This window comes from Microcoleus sp. (assembly GCF_041354475.1).
In the GTDB taxonomy this organism is placed as follows: domain Bacteria; phylum Cyanobacteriota; class Cyanobacteriia; order Cyanobacteriales; family Microcoleaceae; genus Microcoleus.
The window spans coordinates 1-23299 of the sequence record NZ_JBGJZU010000023.1 but is presented as its reverse complement, the minus strand read 5'-3'; the positions used below and the strand labels follow the sequence as shown (position 1 = coordinate 23299).

20 protein-coding genes are annotated in these 23299 nt (G+C 44.5%); 12 read left to right on the top strand and 8 right to left on the bottom strand.

Annotation, left to right across the window (positions count from 1 at the left end):
- The first annotated feature begins 469 nt into the window (after positions 1 to 469).
- The 7 genes from ACBR23_RS11295 to ACBR23_RS11265 all read left to right on the top strand — a co-directional run bounded on the left by ACBR23_RS11295 (position 470) and on the right by ACBR23_RS11265 (position 9954).
- Positions 470 to 1549 (top strand): permease, encoded by a 1080-nt coding sequence (locus ACBR23_RS11295; RefSeq protein ID WP_371116050.1) that lies wholly within the window; start codon positions 470 to 472, stop codon positions 1547 to 1549.
- Between the two features lie 98 nt (positions 1550 to 1647).
- On the top strand, positions 1648 to 2436 hold the full coding sequence (locus ACBR23_RS11290) for a TIGR03943 family protein (protein WP_371119556.1): 789 nt from the start codon (positions 1648 to 1650) through the stop codon (positions 2434 to 2436).
- Positions 2437 to 2690: 254 nt separating this feature from the next.
- Positions 2691 to 4061, top strand: a complete 1371-nt coding sequence (locus tag ACBR23_RS11285) for an oligosaccharide flippase family protein (protein WP_371116052.1) — start codon at positions 2691 to 2693, stop codon at positions 4059 to 4061.
- 78 nt (positions 4062 to 4139) lie between these two features.
- Positions 4140 to 5705, top strand: a complete 1566-nt coding sequence (locus ACBR23_RS11280; protein ID WP_371119557.1) for a hypothetical protein — start codon at positions 4140 to 4142, stop codon at positions 5703 to 5705.
- 81 nt (positions 5706 to 5786) lie between these two features.
- Positions 5787 to 6359, top strand: a complete 573-nt coding sequence (locus tag ACBR23_RS11275; protein ID WP_340519456.1) for a hypothetical protein — start codon at positions 5787 to 5789, stop codon at positions 6357 to 6359.
- A gap of 610 nt (positions 6360 to 6969) precedes the next feature.
- Positions 6970 to 8340 (top strand): sensor histidine kinase, encoded by a 1371-nt coding sequence (locus ACBR23_RS11270; protein ID WP_371119558.1) that lies wholly within the window; start codon positions 6970 to 6972, stop codon positions 8338 to 8340.
- Between the two features lie 237 nt (positions 8341 to 8577).
- Positions 8578 to 9954, top strand: a complete 1377-nt coding sequence (locus ACBR23_RS11265) for a sensor histidine kinase (RefSeq protein WP_371116056.1) — start codon at positions 8578 to 8580, stop codon at positions 9952 to 9954.
- Positions 9955 to 10025: 71 nt separating this feature from the next.
- Here the strand turns inward: ACBR23_RS11265 and ACBR23_RS11260 are convergent, their stop codons facing one another.
- A complete protein-coding gene (locus ACBR23_RS11260; RefSeq protein WP_371116057.1) occupies positions 10026 to 10823 on the bottom strand; it encodes an ion transporter in 798 nt (265 codons plus the stop codon).
- Positions 10824 to 10869: 46 nt separating this feature from the next.
- On the opposite strand from ACBR23_RS11260, the gene ACBR23_RS11255 reads away from it, so the two are divergent.
- The 3 genes from ACBR23_RS11255 to ACBR23_RS11245 all read left to right on the top strand — a co-directional run bounded on the left by ACBR23_RS11255 (position 10870) and on the right by ACBR23_RS11245 (position 14084).
- Complete coding sequence (locus ACBR23_RS11255; protein ID WP_371119559.1) at positions 10870 to 12573, top strand: pentapeptide repeat-containing protein; 1704 nt, start codon at positions 10870 to 10872, stop codon at positions 12571 to 12573.
- A gap of 568 nt (positions 12574 to 13141) precedes the next feature.
- Positions 13142 to 13663: a hypothetical protein gene (locus tag ACBR23_RS11250; protein ID WP_371119560.1), complete on the top strand. Its 522-nt coding sequence runs from the start codon at positions 13142 to 13144 to the stop codon at positions 13661 to 13663.
- Between the two features lie 76 nt (positions 13664 to 13739).
- Positions 13740 to 14084, top strand: a complete 345-nt coding sequence (locus tag ACBR23_RS11245; RefSeq protein ID WP_371119561.1) for an NAD(P)H-quinone oxidoreductase subunit M — start codon at positions 13740 to 13742, stop codon at positions 14082 to 14084.
- A 71-nt stretch (positions 14085 to 14155) separates the two neighbouring features.
- On the opposite strand, the gene ACBR23_RS11240 is transcribed toward ACBR23_RS11245, so the two are convergent.
- Positions 14156 to 14470 carry a hypothetical protein gene (locus ACBR23_RS11240; RefSeq protein WP_340519463.1) on the bottom strand — a complete coding sequence of 105 codons (315 nt, stop codon included), beginning with the start codon at positions 14468 to 14470 and terminating at the stop codon, positions 14156 to 14158.
- 484 nt (positions 14471 to 14954) lie between these two features.
- Between ACBR23_RS11240 and ACBR23_RS11235 the strand changes: the two genes are divergently transcribed.
- Together ACBR23_RS11235 and ACBR23_RS11230 are read left to right on the top strand one after the other, a co-directional pair.
- A complete protein-coding gene (locus ACBR23_RS11235) occupies positions 14955 to 17243 on the top strand; it encodes a PP2C family serine/threonine-protein phosphatase (protein ID WP_371119562.1) in 2289 nt (762 codons plus the stop codon).
- 162 nt (positions 17244 to 17405) lie between these two features.
- On the top strand, positions 17406 to 18131 hold the full coding sequence (locus ACBR23_RS11230) for a glycosyltransferase family 25 protein (protein WP_371116062.1): 726 nt from the start codon (positions 17406 to 17408) through the stop codon (positions 18129 to 18131).
- 317 nt (positions 18132 to 18448) lie between these two features.
- On the opposite strand, the gene ACBR23_RS11225 is transcribed toward ACBR23_RS11230, so the two are convergent.
- From ACBR23_RS11225 to ACBR23_RS11200, 6 genes are all read right to left on the bottom strand, one after another.
- Positions 18449 to 19147, bottom strand: coding sequence for a CsgG/HfaB family protein (locus ACBR23_RS11225; protein ID WP_371116063.1), 699 nt, complete (start codon positions 19145 to 19147; stop codon positions 18449 to 18451).
- A gap of 76 nt (positions 19148 to 19223) precedes the next feature.
- Complete coding sequence (locus ACBR23_RS11220) at positions 19224 to 19589, bottom strand: DUF1823 family protein (protein WP_371116064.1); 366 nt, start codon at positions 19587 to 19589, stop codon at positions 19224 to 19226.
- Positions 19590 to 19773: 184 nt separating this feature from the next.
- Positions 19774 to 20805: a type I glyceraldehyde-3-phosphate dehydrogenase gene (gene gap, locus ACBR23_RS11215; RefSeq protein ID WP_341737152.1), complete on the bottom strand. Its 1032-nt coding sequence runs from the start codon at positions 20803 to 20805 to the stop codon at positions 19774 to 19776.
- A 184-nt stretch (positions 20806 to 20989) separates the two neighbouring features.
- On the bottom strand, positions 20990 to 21301 hold the full coding sequence (locus ACBR23_RS11210; RefSeq protein ID WP_341732197.1) for a P-II family nitrogen regulator: 312 nt from the start codon (positions 21299 to 21301) through the stop codon (positions 20990 to 20992).
- A 1-nt stretch (position 21302) separates the two neighbouring features.
- Entirely contained in the window at positions 21303 to 22274 is a 972-nt protein-coding gene (locus ACBR23_RS11205; protein WP_341737151.1) for a sodium-dependent bicarbonate transport family permease, read from the bottom strand.
- Between the two features lie 187 nt (positions 22275 to 22461).
- Positions 22462 to 23196: a glutathione peroxidase gene (locus ACBR23_RS11200; RefSeq protein WP_341737212.1), complete on the bottom strand. Its 735-nt coding sequence runs from the start codon at positions 23194 to 23196 to the stop codon at positions 22462 to 22464.
- Between the last annotated feature and the right edge of the window lie 103 nt (positions 23197 to 23299).

Genomic DNA, 23299 nt, shown 5'->3' with positions numbered 1-23299 from the left:
TATTTACAAGTAGACATTTAGCTGCGAGCACATAGCAAACCGCTTTTTAAATTATCGAAAAAAACTGAGAGCAGTATCAGCAATAGTATAAGCAATATAGAGGCATCCCGGCAGTTATGCTAGATTTTATTTTATATTGAGTTTTGGCGGATTAACGATTAGTTCCCAAATTTAGTAACTTTTTAACCTGAATTTAAACTTTTAACCTGTGGTTAAAACTAATTCAAATTCCTATCCATACTCTCTGGTTTAGAGAAGTCCTGAATACCAGCTAGGATTGTATAGCCAGAGATTTTTAACTGAATCTTAACTTGGCTGTGCGATCGGCTATGATTATTAATACCACATCCGGGTTATTCACCCCATTTTTTGTCCCTCCCCCTCTCCATGTCGATAAATAGGGGTTTTTAACCAGTGTTTAGTATGACAGGGGGTAGGCCCCAAATCGCAGTTTACAAGTAGGTGATGGATGCAACCCGCCCTGACAAATCAGTTAAATAATGCTTTCACCCTGTTTCTGGGCTTGTTAGTAGAGGCTATACCTTTTTTACTGCTGGGAGTTTTATTTTCCGGTGTGCTGCTGGGGTTTGTAGATGAACGCAAACTCATAGCCCGCATCCCCCGAAATCCACTGCTGGGGGCTTTAGCCGGTAGTTTAGTCGGGTTTTTGTTTCCGGTGTGCGAGTGCGGTAACGTGCCGGTGGCCCGCAGGTTGTTGATGCAAGGAGTACCCGCACCGGTGGCGATCGGCTTTTTACTCGCCGCACCGACAATCAATCCGATCGTGATTTGGGCGACTTGGACTGCTTTTCGGGATCAGCCAGAAATTGTGGTTTTACGGGTGGTATTTTCCCTAATCACTGCAACTATCATCGGCTGGGTGTTTAGCACCCAGAAAGACTTGCGGCCTCTGCTACAACCCGCGATCGCCCGCGCCCTTCCCCTACCAAAACCCGATTGCTCCGAAACACAGCTACTAACAGCCGAAACTCCTTCCCTGTTGCAGTCGGGGACATTTATCCTAGGTATGCCAGGGGGGGCAGTGCCGATCGAATCTTTGCTACAAGACAACTGGAAGCCCTTAGAAACAGGCAAAACTGAAAAAACCTCGAAACCTTCCTCCCTGTTCCACCGCCTTTCTAAAGAGCGTCTGCGCCTGCTGCTCGATAGTATGGTACAGGAGTTGCGCGAATTGGGAGGTGTGTTAGTCGTTGGTAGCGCGATCGCTGCGATCGTTCAAGTTGGCACCCCCCGCGAACTAATTCTCAACCTCGGCCAAAGCCCCGTTTCTTCGATTCTCGCCATGCTGTTATTAGCCGCAGTGGTATCGATTTGTTCTACGGTAGATGCCTTTTTTGCCTTGTCTTTCGCCGCCACATTTACCAGCGGTTCCCTCTTAGCTTTTCTAGTTTTTGGTCCGATGATTGACATCAAAGGCATCGGTTTAATGCTATCAATTTTTAGAGGTAGAGCCGTAATTTACTTAATGGTACTGGCAGCTCAGTTAACTTTTTTAATGACTCTCGCCGTCAATTTATATCTAGGTTAGCATCAGCAACATTTTTTTTAATTGTAACTTAATTAAAGAGCGATCGGGAGCAATGCTCAAATCTCAACTCTTCAATTTCCCATCTCAAATCAGACGTGATGATTCTTAAAAAATTAGGTCCTTGGCTAGATACCGTAGCTATCTTATCCTGGGGAATATTGCTCCTCAAATATTGGATCACTGGCAAATTAAGCATTTTGATTCACCCCAATTACTTTGGCTTGACTGTAGCCGGAGGCATTGGCTTAATCATCATTGGCGGTTATAAAATGTGGGAACTCATCCAGCTCGATCGCAGCAACCAGAAATCTCGGACATCACCCACCATCAACTCTCCTAGAATCCCAAAAGTTGAACATATTACTTTATTTCCCCCCAGTTTTGGCAGTACCTTAATGTTGAGCGTCGCCTTAATCGGTTTAGTCACGACACCCCGTACCTTTACCAGTCAGACAGCATTAGAACGAGGCCTGACTGAATCCCTCCCCATCACCAGACTGCAACCCCAAGAATTTCGCAATACCACCAAACCAGAAAAGCGATCGCTCATCGAGTGGGTCCGCCTGTTAAATTTCAATCCAGAGCCTGACACATATATAGGTCAAAAAGTCAAGGTTCAAGGATTTGTAATTCACCCGCCCAAGGTATCAGAGCAATATATTTGGATCGGTCGTTTTATCATTACCTGCTGTGCCGCAGATGCCTATCCAGTCGGTTTGCCGGTAAAATTACCGATCGGTCAAAGCCGCACCGCATTTCCGCCAGACAGTTGGTTAGAAATAGAAGGAGAAGCGATCTCAGAAGAACTGCAAGGGAAACGCAAATTAACTATTCAGGCTGATTCCCTCAAATCAATTCCCGAACCAAAAAACCCTTATGATTATTAGACATCTCCCAACAGGGCTGTTAAGGGCTGGCAGGATGCCTACCCCACCAGAATTATGGGAGATGTCTATTAAATGTCGAACAGGTGACAGATTAAATTTGACCTTTGTGATTGTGGCATAACCCTCCCGCCCTCGGCGATGTCCAAATTAAGATGTTGTCAAGTCAGGTAAAACATTAGCCTCCGTATCCTGTAGGAGTTGCCAATAGCAAATGCAGCAACTAGACTCATGATGAGAAGATAAGTTTAAAGTTTATGTCATCAGAAAAAAAACTAGCTATCAAAGGCGCAATCTGGACTATCATCAGCTATGGAGGCAGTCAAATTCTCCGATTTGGCAGTAACCTCATCCTGACACGGCTGCTTTTGCCAGAACTATTTGGTCTTGTTGGTCTTGCTTATGTTTTCATCGTAGGTGTTCACCTATTTTCAGATATCGGTCTGGGGCCAAGTATCATCCAGAACAAGCGTGGAGACGATCCAGAATTTATCAACACCGCTTGGACAATGCAAATTATTCGCAGCTTTTTTGTGTGGTTGTGTTTAATGTTAGTCACTTGGCCTGTGGCTACTTTTTACCAAGAACCACGTCTGCTGTGGTTGATTCCAGTGATCGGTATCAACACCCTGATCGGAGGCTTCAACTCCACTTCCATATTCAGCCTCAACCGCAAAATGGCAGTCAAGGAAGTAGTAATTTTTGAATTTGGCACCCAGATAATTTCTACTATAGTGATGATTATCTGGGCTTTCTTAAATCCCAGCATCTGGGCGATTCTGGCTGGTGGTTTTAGTAGTACCTTAGTAGAGTTAATCTGGAGTCATTTTTTGATTCGCAATCAGCGTCACCGCTTCACTTGGGATCGAGAAGCAGTTAAAGAAATATTTTCTTATGGCAAATGGATATTTTTGTCTACACTTTTATTTTTTCTATGTTCTCAAGCCGATCGGCTAGTTCTAGGAAAAATCTTTTCTTTGACGATGTTGGGCATTTATGGCATTGCTTTCACCCTCGGTGATATGCCACGTCAAGTGATTATCGCCATTGGTGGCAAGGTGATTTTTCCCTCTATTTCCATGCTAGCAGAGTTGCCTCGCGAAGAATTGCGCGCCAAGATTCTTAAAAACCGTAACCTGATTCTGATCCCTCTAGCCATAGGTTTAGCATTCTTTGTCAGTTTTGGAGATCAAATAATTTTAATCCTGTACAGAAAAGAGTATATAGCAGCATCTTGGATGTTGCCTATTTTGGCTTTAGGAATTTGGCACACCACCCTCCACAATTTGATGAGTTCTTGTCTGTTAGCTATAGGCAAATCTCAGTACGGAGCTATGGGCAATTTTGCCACTTTCTTGAGTATCACTATTGGCATACCAGTCGGATATCATTTCCTGGGTTATTTAGGTGCTGTGATTGCTGTAGCTGTGGGCGATATTCCTACTTATTTAGTCATTACCTACGGTCTTTGGAAAGAAAAATTATTTTGTTTGGGGGAAGATGTTAAATTGACAGCATTGTTTTTAGGGGTACTAGCAACTATACTGTTTTGTAGATATCATTTTGGTGGTGGTTCACCGATCGACCATCTGTTACCGACGGATCTATCACCAGGTAAAGTATTTTAGTAAAACAAACGGAGAGAGTGTTAATTAACTTTTTAAGTGTGGGCAGAAATTTAGATAGGAAAGAGGAGAGAAAGATTAGTGAGTATTTTAAATAAAAAAATTAATCTTTCCTCGTTGAATGTAGGGCTATTTAAACAGCCGATCGACCGCACGGCAATCATCTTGATGCTAGGACTGAGCCTGTTAATTGGACTGTTGCTGCTGTCGGGCGATCGCACCGCACCGCGAGTCCGAGAATTTAGCTGGCAAAACCAACAAATCGGGGCGGCAGATACGGGATTTATCCTCACATTCTTTCGCCCCATGAATCACTCCAGCGTCGAAGAAAACTTAAAAATAGAACCACCTCTCCCCGGCAAATTTAGCTGGGCTGGAAGGCGCATGGCTTACACCCTCAAAAACCCCGCACCCTACGGCGTTACCTACACATTAAAACTCGCAGGAGCCACGGACAAATACGGAGGAGAAAACAACCAAAATCCAGGCAGGCAAATTCAACCATTTAGCGCTTCCTTTCGCAGTCGCGATCGCGCTTTTGCTTACATCGGCGTCAAAGGCGAAGCAGAAAGCAGATTAATGTTAGTCAATCTCTCAAGCACCGACCCGAAACCTATAGCCCTAACTCCCAAAGATTTAGTCGTCACCGATTTTAAACCCTATCCTAATAGCGATCGCATCTTATTCTTAGCAACAGATCGATCGCAAGTCAAATCAGGCTCCACCCTAAGCCAAGAACTATTCACTGTTACCACCGGCCTCAATCCCCAATCGGGAGGGGAAGTCTCCCCACCGCAGCCAGCAGGTAGAATCGACAAACTATTAGATGCCAAAGATTATCAGAACCTCAAATTCGACCTCTCAGCCGACGGCAAAACCATAGTTATTGCCCGCGTCAACCGCCGTAATCCCGCAGATTTTAGTCCTTGGATTTTAGAAGAAAAAATGCCACCTCGACCCTTGGAAAATCAACAAGGTGGTGATTTTATGATTCGGCCCGACAACAAATCGATGGTAATATCTCAAAAACAAGGATTAGCCATCGTCCCCCTCAAACCGCAAGCAGAACCCGTAGAATTCTTGCCCAAATACGAACAGGTATTAGGCATGGCTCGCGACAACTCCGCCGCAGCCTATGTTAAATACAACACCGACTTTACCCGATCGCTTTTCATCTTAGACAACCAAGGCGTAGAACAAGAAATATTGCGAATTCCCGGCAGCATTATCACCGTCCATTTCGACCCCCGCAAAGACAAAGACAATCAATTCCAGCGCCTATACTGCCTTTTATCCCAACGTCTAAAAACAGAAGACTACAAAGAACAGCCTTTCATTGCCGCCATCGACCTCAAAAAAGACGGAACTCGTCTGATAGGAACCATCAAACCCCTGCTAATTTTACCCAACCAATTAGATACCCAAATCAGTTTATCTCCCGACGGACTGGCATTACTTTTTGACCAATCAGTCACATCAGCACAACCCTTAACACCAACCAGTCCTCGCAATGATAGCGGACAGTCGATCGCCAGCAGTCGCCTTTGGCTGCTACCCTTAATAGAAATACCTCCCGACGTTTCTCAACCCAAAGTGCAGCCCGAAGAACTGCCTTTTGCGGGCTATCACCCCCGCTGGCTACCCTAAACTAATTTAAAATTGGAACCCACCCCGCCGGCAAATCGAAAATCTCAAATTGAAAATTGAAAATCGAAAATCGAAAATCCTATGACTCCCGAAGAAATTACCCATACCCTCAAAGATTTATTTGGTGAAAGTGTGGAGATGGCTGCCGCCACTTCTTGGCAAGTAGAAACGCCCCAGTTTCGCCTGCTAGTGCTGCTTTCAGAAGACAGCAGTTGGCTGCGGATTTTGATCCCCATCGCCGATGCCACATCCACTCAAAAATTTTTCGATAAACTGCTAGAAGCTAACTTTGACAACACCCTCGAAACTCGTTACGCAGTACATCAAAATATCTTGTGGGGAGTATTTCAGCACAACTTGACTACTCTGGCCACTGGCGATTTCTCCGCCGCCGTAGCCAGACTGCTGGCTCTACAACAGCGCGGTTTGTCAGACTTTTTCGACGACTTGATCGAAACCCGTATCCGTCAAATCATCAAAGCTGCCAAGATTCAGGGACAGTCTGTGGAAACTACCCTTCAGACTTTAGACCGTTTTTACGCCGAAGGCTTGATGGGGGAAATGGAACTCGGACCAGAGTCTCGCCAACAGACTCTCGCAGCTTGGCGGTATCAATTAGAACGTCTATGGCCAGAAGTAGAACCGCAATCCTGAAGCAATTTCCTCTCTGGCCTCGAATTCTCCCTAGAGAAACTGCACAGTTAACCCTCATTTTTAATCAGCCCCCAGAGGTATCTGCGGGCAAAAGGCCCCCTCCCAAATTCCCAATAGAAATACTCTACCAGTACCCAGAAGATTGTATAAAAAATAACAGTAACCAGTGTATAAAAATTTAAGATTTTAGCAAAATACGCGATCTTAGGGTATTTTATGGTAAAAAGTTTATATTAAACATCTGTAAGTTCCACAACAGCTTTTATCCCTTAACATTGATTTAGAAACAATATTTTTAGCAGACAATGCTGACCCGATCGGGCTTTCCGATAGGGTGCTGTTGCAAATTACTTGATGGGAATGGAGAATGGGGAAGAGGAGAATCGGTAACAAAAAAGTTTTGAGATGGCCACTGTCCTTCGCGAACAACGCTCTGGAAGTGAGTAATGTTTAAGTTAAAGAGTAGCAAATTCACGCCCTCGATACTTAAAAATCCCAACTACTGACTTGCTTACCAATGACTCATCACCAGTTAACTATGACTAATTAAGTATGAATGACCAGCAACTTTAGTTATCTATCAATAAAATATTTAACAGAGGTTTCATCAATGTTTGCTTTGCATGAGTTTAACTCGGAGTTATCAGTGTTGCATATACCTGAAATTTGTACTTGGAACCTCTCTTTAGAATCTACCCTCCTAGACCTGCCTCTGTACAACTGCCAAATTGAATTAACTCAACAGGCAAAAGAAGTGGCCCAGGCTTTTGACAAAAAACCATTACTTCCAGGCGTTATTTTGACGGATCGGGGTAAATTTGTCGGCATCATTTCCCGAAGGCTATTTTTTGAAAGAGTCAACCGGCGCTACGGTATAGAAATGTTCTTTAAACGACCAATAGAGGTTTTATATCGTTTTTCTAGGAAAGATATGCTCATAGTATCAGGTACTAAATTAATAGTAGAAGCAGCCGAGGAATCGCTCTACAGACCAGCCGAATTAGTTTACGATCCCATAGTAGTCGAAGTAGCCCCTGAGACCTACTGGCTGTTAGACGTACAACAGTTAATGGTGGCTCAGTCAAAGATTCACCAATTAACCAATAAATTGCTCCAAAAGCAAACAGAATCCAAGTTGATTCAAACAGAAAAGATGGCAAGTTTGGGAAATATTATCGCAGGGGTAGCTCACGAAATTAGGAATCCCCTCAACTGTATTTGGGGAAATTTAAATTTTCTGCTGTCTTATTTTGAAGATTTGCTAGAACTAATGTCAGCTTACGAAGAAGAATTTTCCGAACCATCTCCTGTAATTGCAGCTATCAAAGAAAGGATAGAATTTGATTTTTTACGAGAAGATTTGCCAGCCACCCTAGAAGGTATGAAATTTGGGGCTGAACAATTGCTCAAAATTGTTAACAGTCTGCACAACTTCTCTCACATGGACGAAAGTAAGCCCTTTAGTACAGACATCCATGAGTGCATAGAAAATACACTTTTAATCCTAAAAAATAGATTGAAACAAAGCACAGAAGTGGTAAAAAATTACGGAGACCTGCCACTGATAAAATGCTATTCTGGTCAATTAAGTCAGGTATTTTTAAATTTGTTAATCAACGCTCTAGATGCCTTGGCAGAGCGGGCGGGCGATCGCGAAATGAGCGCACAGTACCCACAAAATTGGTATCCCCGCATCGAAATTACCACCAAAGTAGTAGAAGTCGATGACAGGAAATGGGCCGCAATTATCATTACCGATAACGGCCCAGGCATTCCCCCAGAAATTCAGGAGCAAATATTTGAGACCTTTTTTACCACCAAACCAGTAGGTAAAGGAACCGGGATGGGGCTGGCTATCTGTCATCAAATCATCACAGAAAAGCACGCGGGTAAACTAAATTTGCGATCGCAACCGGCACCCAACACCGAATTCGAGATCCTGTTACCTATAGTTCAGACCGGCGATCAAAAGGCACTATAAAGACTTTTGTGTACATACTTGATATCGCAGACAGTCTAGCTAGCATAAAAAGTCTTCTCAAACCAAGGCAAGCACTTAGCACCAGAACCTAGCCAGATGGTAACATCGAAACCATGAGAACAACCAGACCTACTCAAAAAAAAATCCCCAATTTTGCTGTTTAGGTGAAATGATAGACTATGTTAGTACCACCCGATCGTTTTCACAGTCAGGGTATTCCGGTAACTCAAAGCGATCGTGGCAAATACATTCAGATCTAAAATACTTGGTCCTTTGCTCTCCGAAGGCAGCCATCAAGACCTTTCGCTAGAGTCTACTCTCCGGGACTTGCCCCTGTATCAATTTCAGGTAAAATCTAGCTGCTTGGGCGCTCCTGTCGCCGAAATGTTTGAAAAACACCCCCTATTACCGGGAGTAGTTTTGGTAGAAGCAGGAGAATTTGTGGGCATGATATCGCGCAGGCTGCTGCTCGAATACCTGCTCAAACCCCAAGGTACGGAGCTATTTTTGCGCCTACCACTAAAAACTCTCTACAGTTATGCTCGCGTCGAGATGTCTGTGCTCAGGGAGAGTACAACCATCTTAACCGCAGCCCCGCAAGCTCTGCGTCGATCGCCCGAATTGCAATCAGATCCCATCGTCGTGCAAATCGACTCCCAATCCTATAGGCTGCTAGACTCCCACACACTCAACATCGCCTACTGGCAAATTCGTGGCATAGAAACTCAAGTGCGCTACGAAAGAGCCCAAGCGCAAATGATTCAAAGCGAAAAAATGGCTAGTTTGGGGCGTTTAGTCAACGGAGTAGCCCACGAAATTTTAGATCCCGTAGGGTTTATTTGGGGCAATTTAACCTACATAAGTGATTACAGCAAAAACTTGATCGAGTTGCTATCAGTTTACGATGCCCACTGTACGGAGCCTCCGCCAGAAATCGCCAGACTAAAAGAAGAGATAGACTATGACTTTTTGCAAAACGATTTCCTCAGCACCGTTGGCAGCATCAAAGCCGGAGCCGAACGTTTGAGCAAATTAGCCACCAGCTTGCAAAACTTCTGCCACATAGATGACGTGTATCCCAAACCCGCAGACTTGCACTCAAATATTGATAGCATTCTGTTGCTGCTAAAAAGCCGCTTGAGCAGCGAAATTCAAGTAATAAAAAACTACGGATACCTACCCCCCGTACCCTGCTATGCAGGAGAACTAAACCAAGTATTTATCAATATCTTGACTAACGCCATCAATAGTTTAATTAACGAAGCTGTCGGTCAAGAATTAGCAAAAGAATTCAGAGGAAAGGGATTGAAAAATTTCACTCGCAAACCTCAAATTGAAATCGCCACTCAAGTTTGCAGCCCCGAACCGCCCATCGACCCGGAGCGACCCAACCTGCGCTGGGTTTCAATCCGCATCAAAGATAACGGACCCGGAATGTCTGTGATGAAATACCAAAAAATTTTACATTCATTTTCAGCCGAAAAACGAGTCCTCAAAGAAACAAGTTTGGCAGTTAGCTATCAAATCATCACAGGCAAACATGGCGGCATCTTCAGAATGCAATCGGAGTTAGGAATGGGCACAGAATTTGAAATTTGGTTGCCATTGATATAAACAAGTCCGTTGTCCATTGTCAAAAATGCCTGATGCCCAATGAATAATTCCGATGAAGAGAGGAATTGATATCAGGGGGGGGTATCCCGATCCCCCATGTCTAAATGAGTGCCACACATTTTGCAGAATTTAGCATTAGCATCATGTACCGACCAACCGCAACCTTGACAAACACTATCTACTTGATTAGCAGTTTTAACTAATTGTTTAATCAAATCCCCCAACTGCCAAGGAATCAGGGCAATGCCCGTAACTATCATCAAAATAGTCAAAAAGCGCCCCGCTTCCGAAATCGGAATCACATCACCAAATCCCACCGTTGTCATCGTCACAACGGAAAAATAAACCGCATCCAAAAAAGTGCCAAAACCTTCAGGATTTACCGGATGTTCGACTTGATAAATTAAACCCGAATAAACTAAAATTATGGCGAGCAAAGTAAAAATTATCCGGGAAAAAATCGCACTATCTTCGCTAGTAATCCGAACCACAGAATTTCTCAATTCCAGAAAGCGGATGAGTCTAAGAATTCTAAACCAACGGAAAATACGGATAAAACTGACATTGACAAATCCCAATAAAAATGGTAAGATTGCGAGCAAATCGACGATAGAAAAAAAACTCAAAATAAATTTTAATTTATGGTCAGCGCACCACAGCCGCACTAAATACTCAACTACAAAAAAAACTAACAATACTAGATCGAGAGTTTGCAATTTAAATCTCACAGGCTCCGCCAGGGGGTAAGTTTCGGCGATGAAGCTGGCGGAAGATAGGAGAATAAGTCCGGTAAGAGTTAAATTGACGGTTTTGCCAATTGGGGTTTCGATATCTTCGAGATAAAAGCCTATTTGCTTTCTAGTTAACATAGATGGGATAATTAATACCATTTGTGAGGTAAGGAAATTATCGCATATGAGCATCGAATTAACTAAGGGTGAAAGGTTCAATCTTTCTCAGGAAGTTCCTAATTTCAATAAATTGGCGATCGCCCTAGGTTGGCAAGTCAGCCAGACAGCACAAAATTGCGACATTGACGCATCTGTTTTTATGTTAGCAGCAGATGGTCGAATTCCCGATGAAAAGTATTTTGTATTTTACAATAATTTGACATCGCCAGACGGTGCGGTGCGACATTCAGAAGACAGCGCAACTGGACAAATTGAGGGAGATGATGAGACGGTTTATGTGGATTTGAGTAAAATCAATTCTGGGATTCAAGAAATTGTGTTTGTGGTGACGATTCACGAGGGACAGGAAAAGCATCAAAGTTTTAGTCAAGTTACAAATGCTTTTATCCGGCTTTACAATTCCGAGACTGGAAATGAATTGGTTCGGTATAATTTGAATCAGATATTTTCGCAAGAAACGGCTTTGGAATTTGGACGTTTGTATAGGAAGAATGGCGACTGGAGGTTTCAGGCGGTGGGACAAGGATATAATGCTGGGCTGCAAAGTTTTGTGGATAAGTATTATGTTGAGAATGCGGTTACGCAGGGGGCGAATGCTGGTGGGAAGGTTGATGATGCTGAGGTTTTGAGGCAGTTTAGCGATCGGGTGGATCGGTTATTGCGGGAAGAATCTGTATCTAGCAAAGCGGTAGAATCGCCGATCGTTACTCCTGTGAATGCTAAGATTGACGATCGAGAACTAGCTACCAGCACTGAGGAATTCTGGAAGCGATATAACGCAGGTGAAAGAGACTTTACTGGCTGCAATTTATTCGGATTAGATTTGAGTGGAAAAACTTTGGTAGCTGATGTCATTTTGTCAGAAGCAAATTTGACAGAAGCAAACCTAACTGGTGCTACTTTAAAAAAAGTAAATCTATTTGAAGCTAATCTGCAAAGGTCAAATTTAAGTTTAACAAATCTGCAAGAAGCTGATTTGATAGGAGCTAATTTAAGCAGTGCCAACCTAACCAAGGCTAAATTGGAGTATGCAAAACTGATTCAATCGAATTTCCATCAAGCCATATTAAGCGATGCAAACTTCACAGGAGCAAACCTGACAGGGGCAAATCTTAGTGGAGCAAACTTAACAGGGGCAAATTTCAGTGGAGCAAATTTAACCGCCACTAATCTAAATAATGCTAACCTAACTTCGGCTAATCTCAATAGTGCTAATTTGGCAGCAGCAGATTTAAGTCAAGCAAATCTTAACAGTGCCAGCCTAATTGCTACTAATCTGACAGGCGTTAAATTGACAGGTGTAAGTTTGGCGGGAGTAGACTTTATGAAAGTTAACTTGAAGGTTGCTAACCTCACAGGTGTAAGTTTTGTTGGAGCTAACTTGAAGAGAGCTAACCTCAGAGAACTCGACCTAAGAGGTGTTAATCTTATAGGAGTAAGTTTGGTTGGAGTAAACCTCGATCTCGTTAACTTGAGCGGGCAAAACTTAAGCGGGTTCAATCTCTGCGGAACTAGCTTGATCTGCGTCAATTTGAGTGAAGCAAATCTAACTTCAGCAGACTTGCGCGGGGCAAACTTGATGATGGCAAACCTAGAAAAAGCTAACCTGAAGGAGGCTAAACTGGCTGGAGCAAATATGGCTGGAGCAAATATGGATCGGGCAAAACTCACAGGTGCAATTATGCCAGACGGCACAATTCACGAATGAATTAATGTTTGTAGTCACAAATTGACTCCTTAGCAATGGAAGGAGTAGGGCGTGTTTTCTTAACCCGGAGATCCCCCCTAGCCCCCCTTAACAAGGGGGGGACAAGAGCATTCAAATTCCCTTAGCAATGGAAGGAATAGGGTGTGTTTTTAAACCCGGAGATCCCCCCTAGCCCCCCTTAATAAGGGGGGGACAAGAGAATTCAAATTCCCTCAGCAATGGAAGGAGTAGGGCGTGTTTTCTTGACCCGGAGATCCCCCCTAGCCCCCCTTAACAAGGGGGGGACAAGAGAATTCAAATTCCCTCAGCAATGGAAGGCCTAGGGCGTGTTTTTTAACCCGGAGATCCCCCCTAGCCCCCCTTAATAAGGGGGGGACAAGAGCATTCTCAAAGTCCCCCTTCCCCCCTTGGGGGGGGCAGGGGGGGGTGGGGATTTAGGGGGATCTAGACTTCGATACAAATGAGAGAGACAGAGGGTTTTAGTCTTAAGTTGATATCAATGGTGAGATGTGCATCGCCCTAGAAATAGATTATGATTAGTGTGAAATGTCAAATACATAGATTTTCGATGAATGAATCTGACACGGAAATTATAGAATCTACCCTGAGATGGATGACGGAGTTTGTCGAGTTACCACATCCAGTTTTCGGCGATTTACCCGTTTGTCCCTTTACTAAAACAGCACGCTTGGCCAATCAAATTTTATTCAAAATAAAACCGTTTTCAACGCTGACTGAGTTCGATCGCAATTCTGCCATAATGCAATCGATTTATGAATTTTACAATTCCGATTTTGAAATAATGTTAGTCATTAATCCTGAAAAAACAGCAATTAGTGCACCGCAAACTCAAGCATTAATAGAAAAACTCAATAATAATATTTCAGAGCTGGGTTTGCTGGCTTTTCACGTTCATCCCGATGAAGATTTTAATATTGACGGGCTTCATACTAGGAGGGCACCGTATCCGGGTTTCACCGTTCAAGCAAATTCTCAGCTTAAGCCAGTTTCTGATTCTTTACTGAAAACTGAATATTATAGAAATTGGACGGCCCAACAACTCAAATATTTCGGGATTCCGAGAAATTGACGATCGCCCGTTCTCCCCGCGCCTCTGGAAGCAACTACAATAAGTTCAGCAAAAAATCTTTACAGATTAAGAACTTATGCAGCTCAAGTCCACAACCCGCCATATTCGCATATATACCGCCATCCTGGAAGATAACGAACTTGTACCCAGCAACGATCTGTTGACACTGGACATTGACCCAGACAACGAACTGAACTGGAATGATGAGTCGGTTAAACAGGTGTATGCCAAATTCGATGAACTTGTAGATTCCTATGAAGGCGAGGATTTGACGGAATACAACCTCCGTCGCATCGGCTCGGAATTGGAGCATTTGGTGCGATCGCTCTTACAGAAAGGCCAAATCAGCTATAACCTCAACAGCCGTGCTGTCAACTACAGCATGGGAGTTCCCCAAGTGGATGCGAAAATTCACCTGTAAGGGCGTAAGAGCTATCTAGACTGCGATCGCCACTAGATGGGGAGATGGGGAGAAGGGGGGAAAATCTGCTTTTATTCTTCTGGCTTCTGGCTTCTGGCTTCTGGCTTCTCCTCGATCTCCTCAGCTTCAACTGAACCATTTAGCTGGCCCTTGCGCTGCAAAAACTGTTTCACCGCCACCTGGCGGTTGGCCATGAAGTTACCCCAAGCACCGGGAAATACGCGATCGAGGGTTTCCACCAGCGCCCAAACCTCAAGATTCATCACTTTGTAGTAATGACCGTGGGAATGCTTAATCCGAGTTAGCATTTCGTCAACTTCGACCGCAGCAGGAAGTTTTGGGTCTGGAAAATTTTCAGGAACAGGGCTGGATTCCTCTAGGGGCATGGATAGATACTCAACTGCTTGGAGAGGCTTGTCAAATTAAACTTTAGTTGATTAATGACTCCATGTTATCAACAATCGCCTGAAAACCCGATCGACTAAAGTCCAAGTTTCAAAGGTAGTTGCAGGATAAATCCTGCTTGGATTTACCGATGGTGCCAAATGATGTTAACACAGTGTTTTGGCGTGGTAAAATACCACTTGTCAGTACAAGACATTAAAACTTACCCTCCAACTGGGGGAAAGTGAAGACCGAGGAGCCCAGTTGCAAGACTAGGACAGCAAACCGCCTTTTTTGGTAACAGGATTGCGCCCGGAAACCCTAGCAATAGGGATATTAAGGCAACAAAGTCTTAAAATCCCCGCGTATGCGAGACCGGGGAGTGTAAAATAATCGCCACGTATTAACCCGTCGAGGTTCAAGCGCTAAAATAGTTCAGATCAGCACTGGGCCCAAAGGCGTCTAGGAACCCTTATGCAAAACTCTGTGCCAAAAAACTACTTATGGGCTTTAGGTGAAGGGATAAAAGCTTGTAAACCGGGCGATCTAATCGCCGGTCGCTACTTGCTTAAGCGCGAGCGACTTCTGGTAGATACTCAACCTGAACAGTTGCCGGAACTTCCCGAAGACATTCCAAACTTTATAACTCCTTATCTGAGACTGTTTGCCTATCAACTGCACGTACCCCAAGTATATGGGATGGTATCGTCCAAGGTGAGTAAGCTGTCGGGGGATATCTGGCTGCTGGAAAACGCGCCAATTCAGAAGGTCAGCGAATCCTTGATGCCGGAATTGACGGACTCGTGGAGAGGGGCCTCGGCCATGCGTCAGCTTAATTGGCTGTGGCAAATTGCCCAACTTTGGCAGCCCTGTATTACTCAGGGCGTGGCTGCGACGCTGTTAACTCCCGAATTGCTAAGGGTGGAAGGGCCTGTGGTGCGGTTTCTGGAGTTACAGCCCGATCGCAAACCACCTAATTTGTCGGAGTTGGGAAAATTGTGGCAGCAGTGGCTGGATGAGGCTCACCCGGCAATCCTCAATTTTTTGGGGGAACTTTGCCGACAAATGATCGCCCGTCAGATTCGCAACGGCGAACAACTCGTGGCTCAGTTGGATAAGGCTCTGCTAATTTGTGGCAAATGGTACGATCGCACGGTGGAGATTGCCACCGGCACTGATGTGGGGCGATCGCGGGCCCACAACGAAGATGCTTGTCATCCTCCCAGCGGTACCGTACTGTCGGTGATGCCGGGATCGGAAGCTTGCGCGATCGTCTGCGATGGTATTGGCGGACAAGATGGCGGGGAAGTTGCTTCGGAATTGGCAATTTCTGTACTCCGAAAAAAGTTGCAGCAAGTTGTCCTCCACAAGGATATTTACGAGCCACTGACTCTGATTTCCAAGCTGGAACGAGCTGCTTGTGCTGCTAATGACGAAATAGCCGATCGTAACGACAGCGAACACCGCCAGGGCCGCCAGCGCATGGGAACTACCCTAGTGATGGGTTTAGCCCACGTCCACGAACTTTATGTCGCCCACGTCGGAGACAGTCGGGCTTATTTGATTACTCGCGCTGGCTGCTATCAAGTTACTCTCGATGACGATGTGGCTTGTCGCGAGGTGCGTTTGGGCTACGCGCTGTACCGGGACGCTTTGGAACAGGTGGCTGCTGGTGCTCTGATTCAAGCTTTGGGAATTACTTCTTCCAACACTCTCCACCCTAGCGTGCAGCGTTTGGTGGTGGATGAGGACTGTGTTTTGCTATTGTGTTCCGATGGTTTGAGCGATAAAGACCGGGTTGAGGAATGCTGGGAAACGGAGATTTTGCCGATTCTTGACGGTAGCATTAGTGTCGCCTCGGCGCGCGATCGATTGATCGATATTGCTAATACTCGCAATGGTCATGATAACGTCACCATCGGCTTAATTCACTGTCAGGCACATTTGAAAGACAATACTTTTACAGAACTGTCCATTGCAGTTTTAGAACCGTCGCGGGAACCCATTCCTGACAGCGAAGATGTACCCACGGATTTGAACGATCGCACCAATACGGGTGAGGGTAATTCTCAATTAAAAACTGAGTTTGTACAGCTACCACAAAAAAGCAAAAGTCTATTCTCGCTGTTGCTGAAAATAGTATTGTTATTAGGTTTGGGGGGAGTATTTGCTTATTTTTTCATCCCTCCGGTAGGTCGGGCGATCGATGCTGCCGGGGAATCAATGTTTGGGAAACGTGGTGTAATTAATACTAAAAGCAGTCCATCACCAACGGCAACACCCCTACCCGATCCGATTCAAGCTTTAGAACAAGGCTCGTTTATAGAAATTAAAAATTCTGCCGTTTCGGGAACCGAGGGCGATCGCTTGTATTTGCTAAAAAAAATCGGTGATGAGCTAAAAGGAACAGTCCCTGCCGGTAGCGTTTTGCAGGTAACAAACAAACAGCTTGCACCTGCCGGTAATTGGCTGGAATTGAAAGTTTGCTCGATTCCTGAAGTAGTAGCATCTAATTCTCCCAAACCAAAATCAATTAAAGATTTTTCGCGAGTTTTTAAACCAGAAACTAATCCTTCACCTGTTGTTTCTACTCCATCGCCTTCCCCCACTGTTAAACCAACTGTGGCAGTCCAAATCCCTAAGCTGCAACCGGGGGAAGTGGGATGGATTCAAGAAAAAGATGCCCTGTCTCAGGTAGTCTCTAACCCAGCCTTAAACTCCAATCAACAGGGAAAATGTCTGGATGCTGATGCCACCAATCCCAATGGTAATTAAAGTATCAATACTAGATGCTGTCTCAAGAATTAGAGTAAGTTTTGTAAATAGGAAGATGCAGTTTGCTAAAGATAGAGTAATTTAAGGCAGACACAGACCTCAAATAAAATTTGGGGACCCTCAACCCAAAGATTCAACAGTCTCTTGATTTGATCTCAAACTATGACGAAAATCACAGATTATTTCCAGGGAGTTTATGCGGTAAATCTCCCTGAGAGGACAGATAGACGCAAACTCATAGTCAAGGAATTAGAGGTTGCAGGAATGCCCCTGAAACCCCATCAGGTTGAAATATTTCCTGCAATCCGCCCCGACGATGCAGGAGGTTTCCCCAGTATTGGGGCGAGGGGATGCTTTTCTAGTCATGTGGCTATCCTCAAGCGGGCAAAACAGGAGGGTTTGAGCAGTATCCTGATTGTCGAAGACGACTTAGAAATTTCACCAGATTTCAGCACAGAGCAAGCTGCCATCGTCGAACAACTGCGTCAGCAAGATTGGGATTTCGTATACTTCGGACACGTCGCAAAGGTTGGAGAAAAGTCTCCTGTCCCCCTGGTACCCTTTTCTGAGGCGGTGATGACTACTCATTTTTACGGTGTAAACGGCAGGATTTTCGATCGCCTCTTGGGTTTTCTCGAACAAGTGCAACAGCGACCTCCTGGACATCCCGACGGTGGTCCGATGCACCTCGATGGAGCTTATTCTACTTTCCGGGCTCAAAATCCCGATGTTGTGACTTTGATTGCTTCTCCCAACCTGGGGTGGCAAAAGAGTTCCCGTAGTGACATCTATCCTAATCCGTGGTTTGACCGTGTACCGGGGATCAGGGAATTGGTAGCAGCAGCAAGAACAGGCAAAACATGGCTGAAGCGTCGTCTTTCTCGTTAGTAGAATTAGACTTGAAAATAGTTAGATTCTCTCCAATCTTTGCACACAATAGGCATCTACAATAATTGTGGAACAGGCATCTTGCCTGTTCAAAGCTTGCTTTTATGAGAGTTTTAATAGCCAGAAAAACAATTAAGTAATATCAATTCCGGTTGTATCGGAATGATTTAACCGCGAAGGCGCGAAGTACGCGAAGGAAGAGAAGAGAGAGTTTAATACAGGACGATGAAGAGAGGATTTTATATAAGTCACTCTAATGCTATAAAAAGCTAGCTGTTAAAACCCCGACTTAGTAAACAAGTCGGGGTCAAAGAGGTCTAACCTAATTTCTTAGATACTTCTGCAAGTTTTGTCACCATTTGTGATACTGCTTTATCCACAGCGGCGCTCAAAAGTGAATCCTCATTGCTGCTGCTGGAATTGCCTCCGATACCCCTGATCGAGATACTAGAATCGCTTTGATCTGCCTCTCCTACTGCTTTGGCGGTGGCCAGAATATTTCCCGAAGCAGTACCAATTAACCGTGCATCAATTTGAACTATGGCTTTGGTTTTGGAAGAACCACCGCCGATTCCCATAAAACTGCCGCCACCGGATTGTTTGTCAACATTAAACTTGGTAATAGTGCCGATGAGCACGGCATCAACTCCTAATTGTTTGCCAACTTCTGCTGCGGTGCCGGCATCCATTGTACCGCTACGATTTTGCTGTTTGAGCACTTGTTCGAGTTTGCTGCGATCGACTACAGTATAAGTCCCATTGTTCACCAGTTCATTGATTAGCAGTTCGCTGATGCCTTTGGCCGCGCCTACTCCTCTGTAGGAGCTATAGTAACTGTTGGTGGTGCCGTAGTCGAAGTCCATGACGACGAGACGCTTTTTGGCAGTAGCTTGGGCTGTTTGGATAGTGGTGGCTTGGGTAGTGGCGGGCGTGGCGATCGCACTTACACAAAGGCCAGCTAGCATGAGGCTAGCGAGAGAAATGCTGGTCAAGCGAGACATCGGGGTGATTTTCATAAATTCTTCTCACAGTTGTTTTGTGCCGACTCTAGAATAGTTCACAGAACAGGTCGATGTCAGTCAATTTGAGATTCTAGCTTTCAGCCTGCATAAAACCCATCAACCAATTAGCCATCGTCGCCCTTCGAGTCTGTCTCGGTCCGAATTCCCCAATTTTATAGCCTTGAAAGCCCAATTTTTCCTTCAATAACTGCTTGTTTTCTGGAAGGATCGATCGAGTCAATTTCACCGTTGCGGGTCTAGAATCGATAAAATCCGGCGGTTGTGGATACTCTGTGCGCCACTCCTCGGCCACATTTTCACTGTTCCACAGCCCAGTCTCTGCATCCCAACCGTAGCCTAAATATTGCCAAACTAAGCGATTGACAGCAGCATCGTCGATTTCTTCGTTGAGGATAGCCCAAATAGTTTCGTTATTCAGAGGTGGCAATTCAGACATATAGCAATCCTAAATCATTTGTGAATGTCTTACTCCCTCCCCTTACTAAGGGGAGGGTTGGGGTGGGGTAACAAGATTTACGACTCCTGCAAGGATTTCTATATCTAAACAAGGAAGATGGAAGAAGGAAGATGGAAGAAGCTGCTTGTGGGGTGGGCGAATAGCCCGCCCACCCCACCAAAAATCAATTGTCGAAAATTCCGTCTTTCTGCGCCATAGACAACATCAAATCAATCACGCGACAAGAATAACCCCACTCATTGTCATACCAAGAAATGACTTTGAAAAACTTAGAATTCAGTTCAATTCCTGCACCAGCATCGAAAATACTCGATCGCCCATCTCCCTGAAAATCCGTCGAAACCACCGCATCTTCAGTATAGCCGAGAATACCTTTTAGTTCGCCCTCCGCAGCTTTTTTCATAGCTTCACAAATTTCTTTATAGCTAGTTTCCTTCGCCGTTTTGAAAGTAAGATCCACTACAGACACATCTGGAGTTGGGACGCGCAAAGCCATCCCCGTCAGTTTTCCTTTCAATTCTGGCAATACCAAAGTAACAGCTTTCGCCGCACCGGTAGAAGATGGAATAATATTTTGACCCGCACCTCTTCCTCCCCGCCAATCTTTGATGCTGGGTCCGTCTACTGTGGGTTGAGTAGCTGTCATCGCATGAACTGTAGTCATTAAACCTTCTTCTAAACCGAAGTTATCATTGATAACTTTGGCAATTGGTGCTAGACAGTTTGTAGTGCAGCTAGCATTAGAAACAACAGTATCTTTTGTCGGATCGAACTTGTGGTGGTTGACACCTACTAGAAAAGTTGCAACTTTTTCAGGATCTTTGGTTGGTGCTGAAAGTATTACTCGTTTTGCTCCCGCAGTCAAGTGTTTTGATGCGCCGGCAAAATCGGTAAACAATCCGGTAGACTCTACAACATAATCTGCATTCGTGTCACCCCAAGGCAATTCAGCGGGATTTCTGATTGACGTACAGGGGATAAATTTTCCGTCAACAATAATGCCGTCTGGTTTGGCTTCAACTTCGCCGTCGTAAATGCCATGGGTGGAGTCGTATTTGAAAAGGTAAGCGAGGTTGTCTGGTGGAACTAAGTCATTAATACCGACAAATTCGATATTGGGGTTTTTGATGCCGGCGCGCATCACTAGCCGTCCAATACGACCAAATCCGTTGATACCAACTTTTAGGGTAGCCATGATTTAAACTCCTCTGCAAAATATCGCTATCTCGATCGCAACTTGTGCGTTAAAACTTACCACGGCAATCCCTTGGTGCAACTTAATCTTTTTTATATCTTAAGAATTTGGTAATTGGTAATGACAACAGTCAACAGTCAACAGTCAACAGTCAACAGACTACTGACTACTGACTACTGACTTCCTACCCAACACACCTAGTAATTAGCAATTCCACCGCATCCGAAATAAAGCACGACCCACCAAACTTATTCAGAACTGGTCTAATGTTTTCTGCGACTGCTGATACTTGATCGGGAGAACAAAAAGCCAGCACATAAATGTTATCCAGGGTCGTCATTGAGGAATCGCGGGAAACATGATCCCTGGTGCTTTTTCCAGCAACATCACGAATCACCGAATAACCAGGCACTCCTGCCTTATCTAAGCCATCTAAAATCTTTCCCAGCTCAACTGAATGAGCTATGATTTCTATTCTTTTAACTGAATCCATCATCTCACCTCCAAAATATATTGATTACATATAGATACATGGGAATACCTACAATGATATTAAACGGAAACGTCACTGCTAAAGCCGTTGAAATATAAAGACTTGGGTTAGCTTCGGGAACAGTTAGCCGCATGGCTGCTGGAACTGCTATATAAGAAGCACTGGCGCACAATACCGAAAACAGCAAAGCATCTCCTTGTGGCATTCCAATTAATTTCGCTATTAGCAAACCAATTACTGCATTTACTATAGGAATTAGGATGGCAAAACCGATCAGAAAAATTCCTGCTTCTTGCAAATCTTTAATTCTGCTGGCGGCGACGAGTCCCATGTCCAACAAGAAAAAAGTCAGAACGCCGTAAAACAAATCTTGGGTAAAAGGACTCAGCACTTGCCAACCATGTTCTCCTGTCAGTATACCCATAATTAGGCTACCAATGAGCAGAAATACAGAGCTATTCAGGAAGGATTCTTGCAGCACTTCTGGCCAAACTATTTCGCGTTTTCCTTCTTCCCCGCCGAAGACGCTAACGAGAATTAGACCGACGATAATTGCTGGGGATTCCATTAATGCTAGGGCTGCTACCATGTAGCCGTTAAAGTCAATTCCCAGTTCTTTGAGGAAAGAAGTGGCGGTGATAAATGTTACCGCACTGATGGAACCATAGGTAGCTGCTATCGCAGCAGAATTGTAAGAATCTAGTTTGATTCTCAGTATAAAGAAAGTATAAACGGGTACAAGTGCTGACATCAACATCGCTGCGAGAATTGTCAGTGCAACTTGCTGGTCGATGCCACTTTTTGCCAGTTCAACTCCGCCCTTAAATCCGATCGCAAACAGTAAGTACAATGAAAACAATTTGGGGATTGGTGCTGGAATTTCTAAATCAGATTTGAGAAAAACTGCCAGCAGTCCCATAAAAAAAGCTAATACGGGCGGATTTAAGATATTTGATGATACGAGACTTAAATCCACGATCGGTTACTCCCATGTCTGATTTTTTATCTTACTTCACAGGTAATTGTGACACGAGAATGGATCGATCGGGCGATCGATCTTATTTTTTGTGACTATGGAACTGTTGAACCCAAACCTCGCCAGAAAGGGGCAAGACATCTTCCTGCCCCTTCCCTTCCTAGGGAAGGGAGTTAGGTATTTTTTCCTAACTAGCAGCCAAATAAGATTCTAGGGCTTCGGAGCCACCAATCAATTTGCCATCGATAAATACTTGTGGCACTGTGGTTGCCCCAGTTACTGCACGGAGCGATCGAGTTGTGATATCTTGACCCAAGACGATTTCTTCATAATCCAAGCCCTTTTCAGTCAGCATTGCCTTAGCGCGGGCGCAGAAGGGACAGCCAACTTTGGTGAACAAAGATACAACTTTGGGCTTTGCTGCTGCGGAGTTGATGTAGTGAAGCATCGTATCAGCATCGGACACCTTGAAAGGGTCTCCGGGCTCTTCCGGCTCAATAAACATTTTTTCTATTAAGCCATCTTTCACTAGCATAGAATAGCGCCAAGACCGCTTGCCAAAACCTAAATCTGTTTTGTCTACCAGCATTCCCATGCCTTCAGAAAATTCGCCGTTACCGTCGGGAATTAAGGTAACATTGTCCGATTCTTGGTCTTTTGCCCATTCGTTCATCACAAATGTGTCATTGACGGAAATGCAAACAATTTCATCTACACCATTGGCTTTGAAAGTTTTGGCTAATTCGTTGTAACCGGGGAGGTGCGTTGACGAACAAGTGGGAGTAAATGCTCCAGGTAGCGAAAATACTACTACGGTTTTGCCTGCAAACAAATCAGCGGTGGTGACATCAACCCACTCGTTATCTTTGCGGGTGCGAAAGGTGACATTGGGTACTCTTTGACCTTCTTTGTTCGGCAGCATGATTTTGAATCCTTTAGTATTTGGGTTAAATTCACTTGCACTTAATCGTACTCATAACGAGTATGAGTTGTCAATGGGGAGAGTGGAAGAGGGGGAGAGGGGG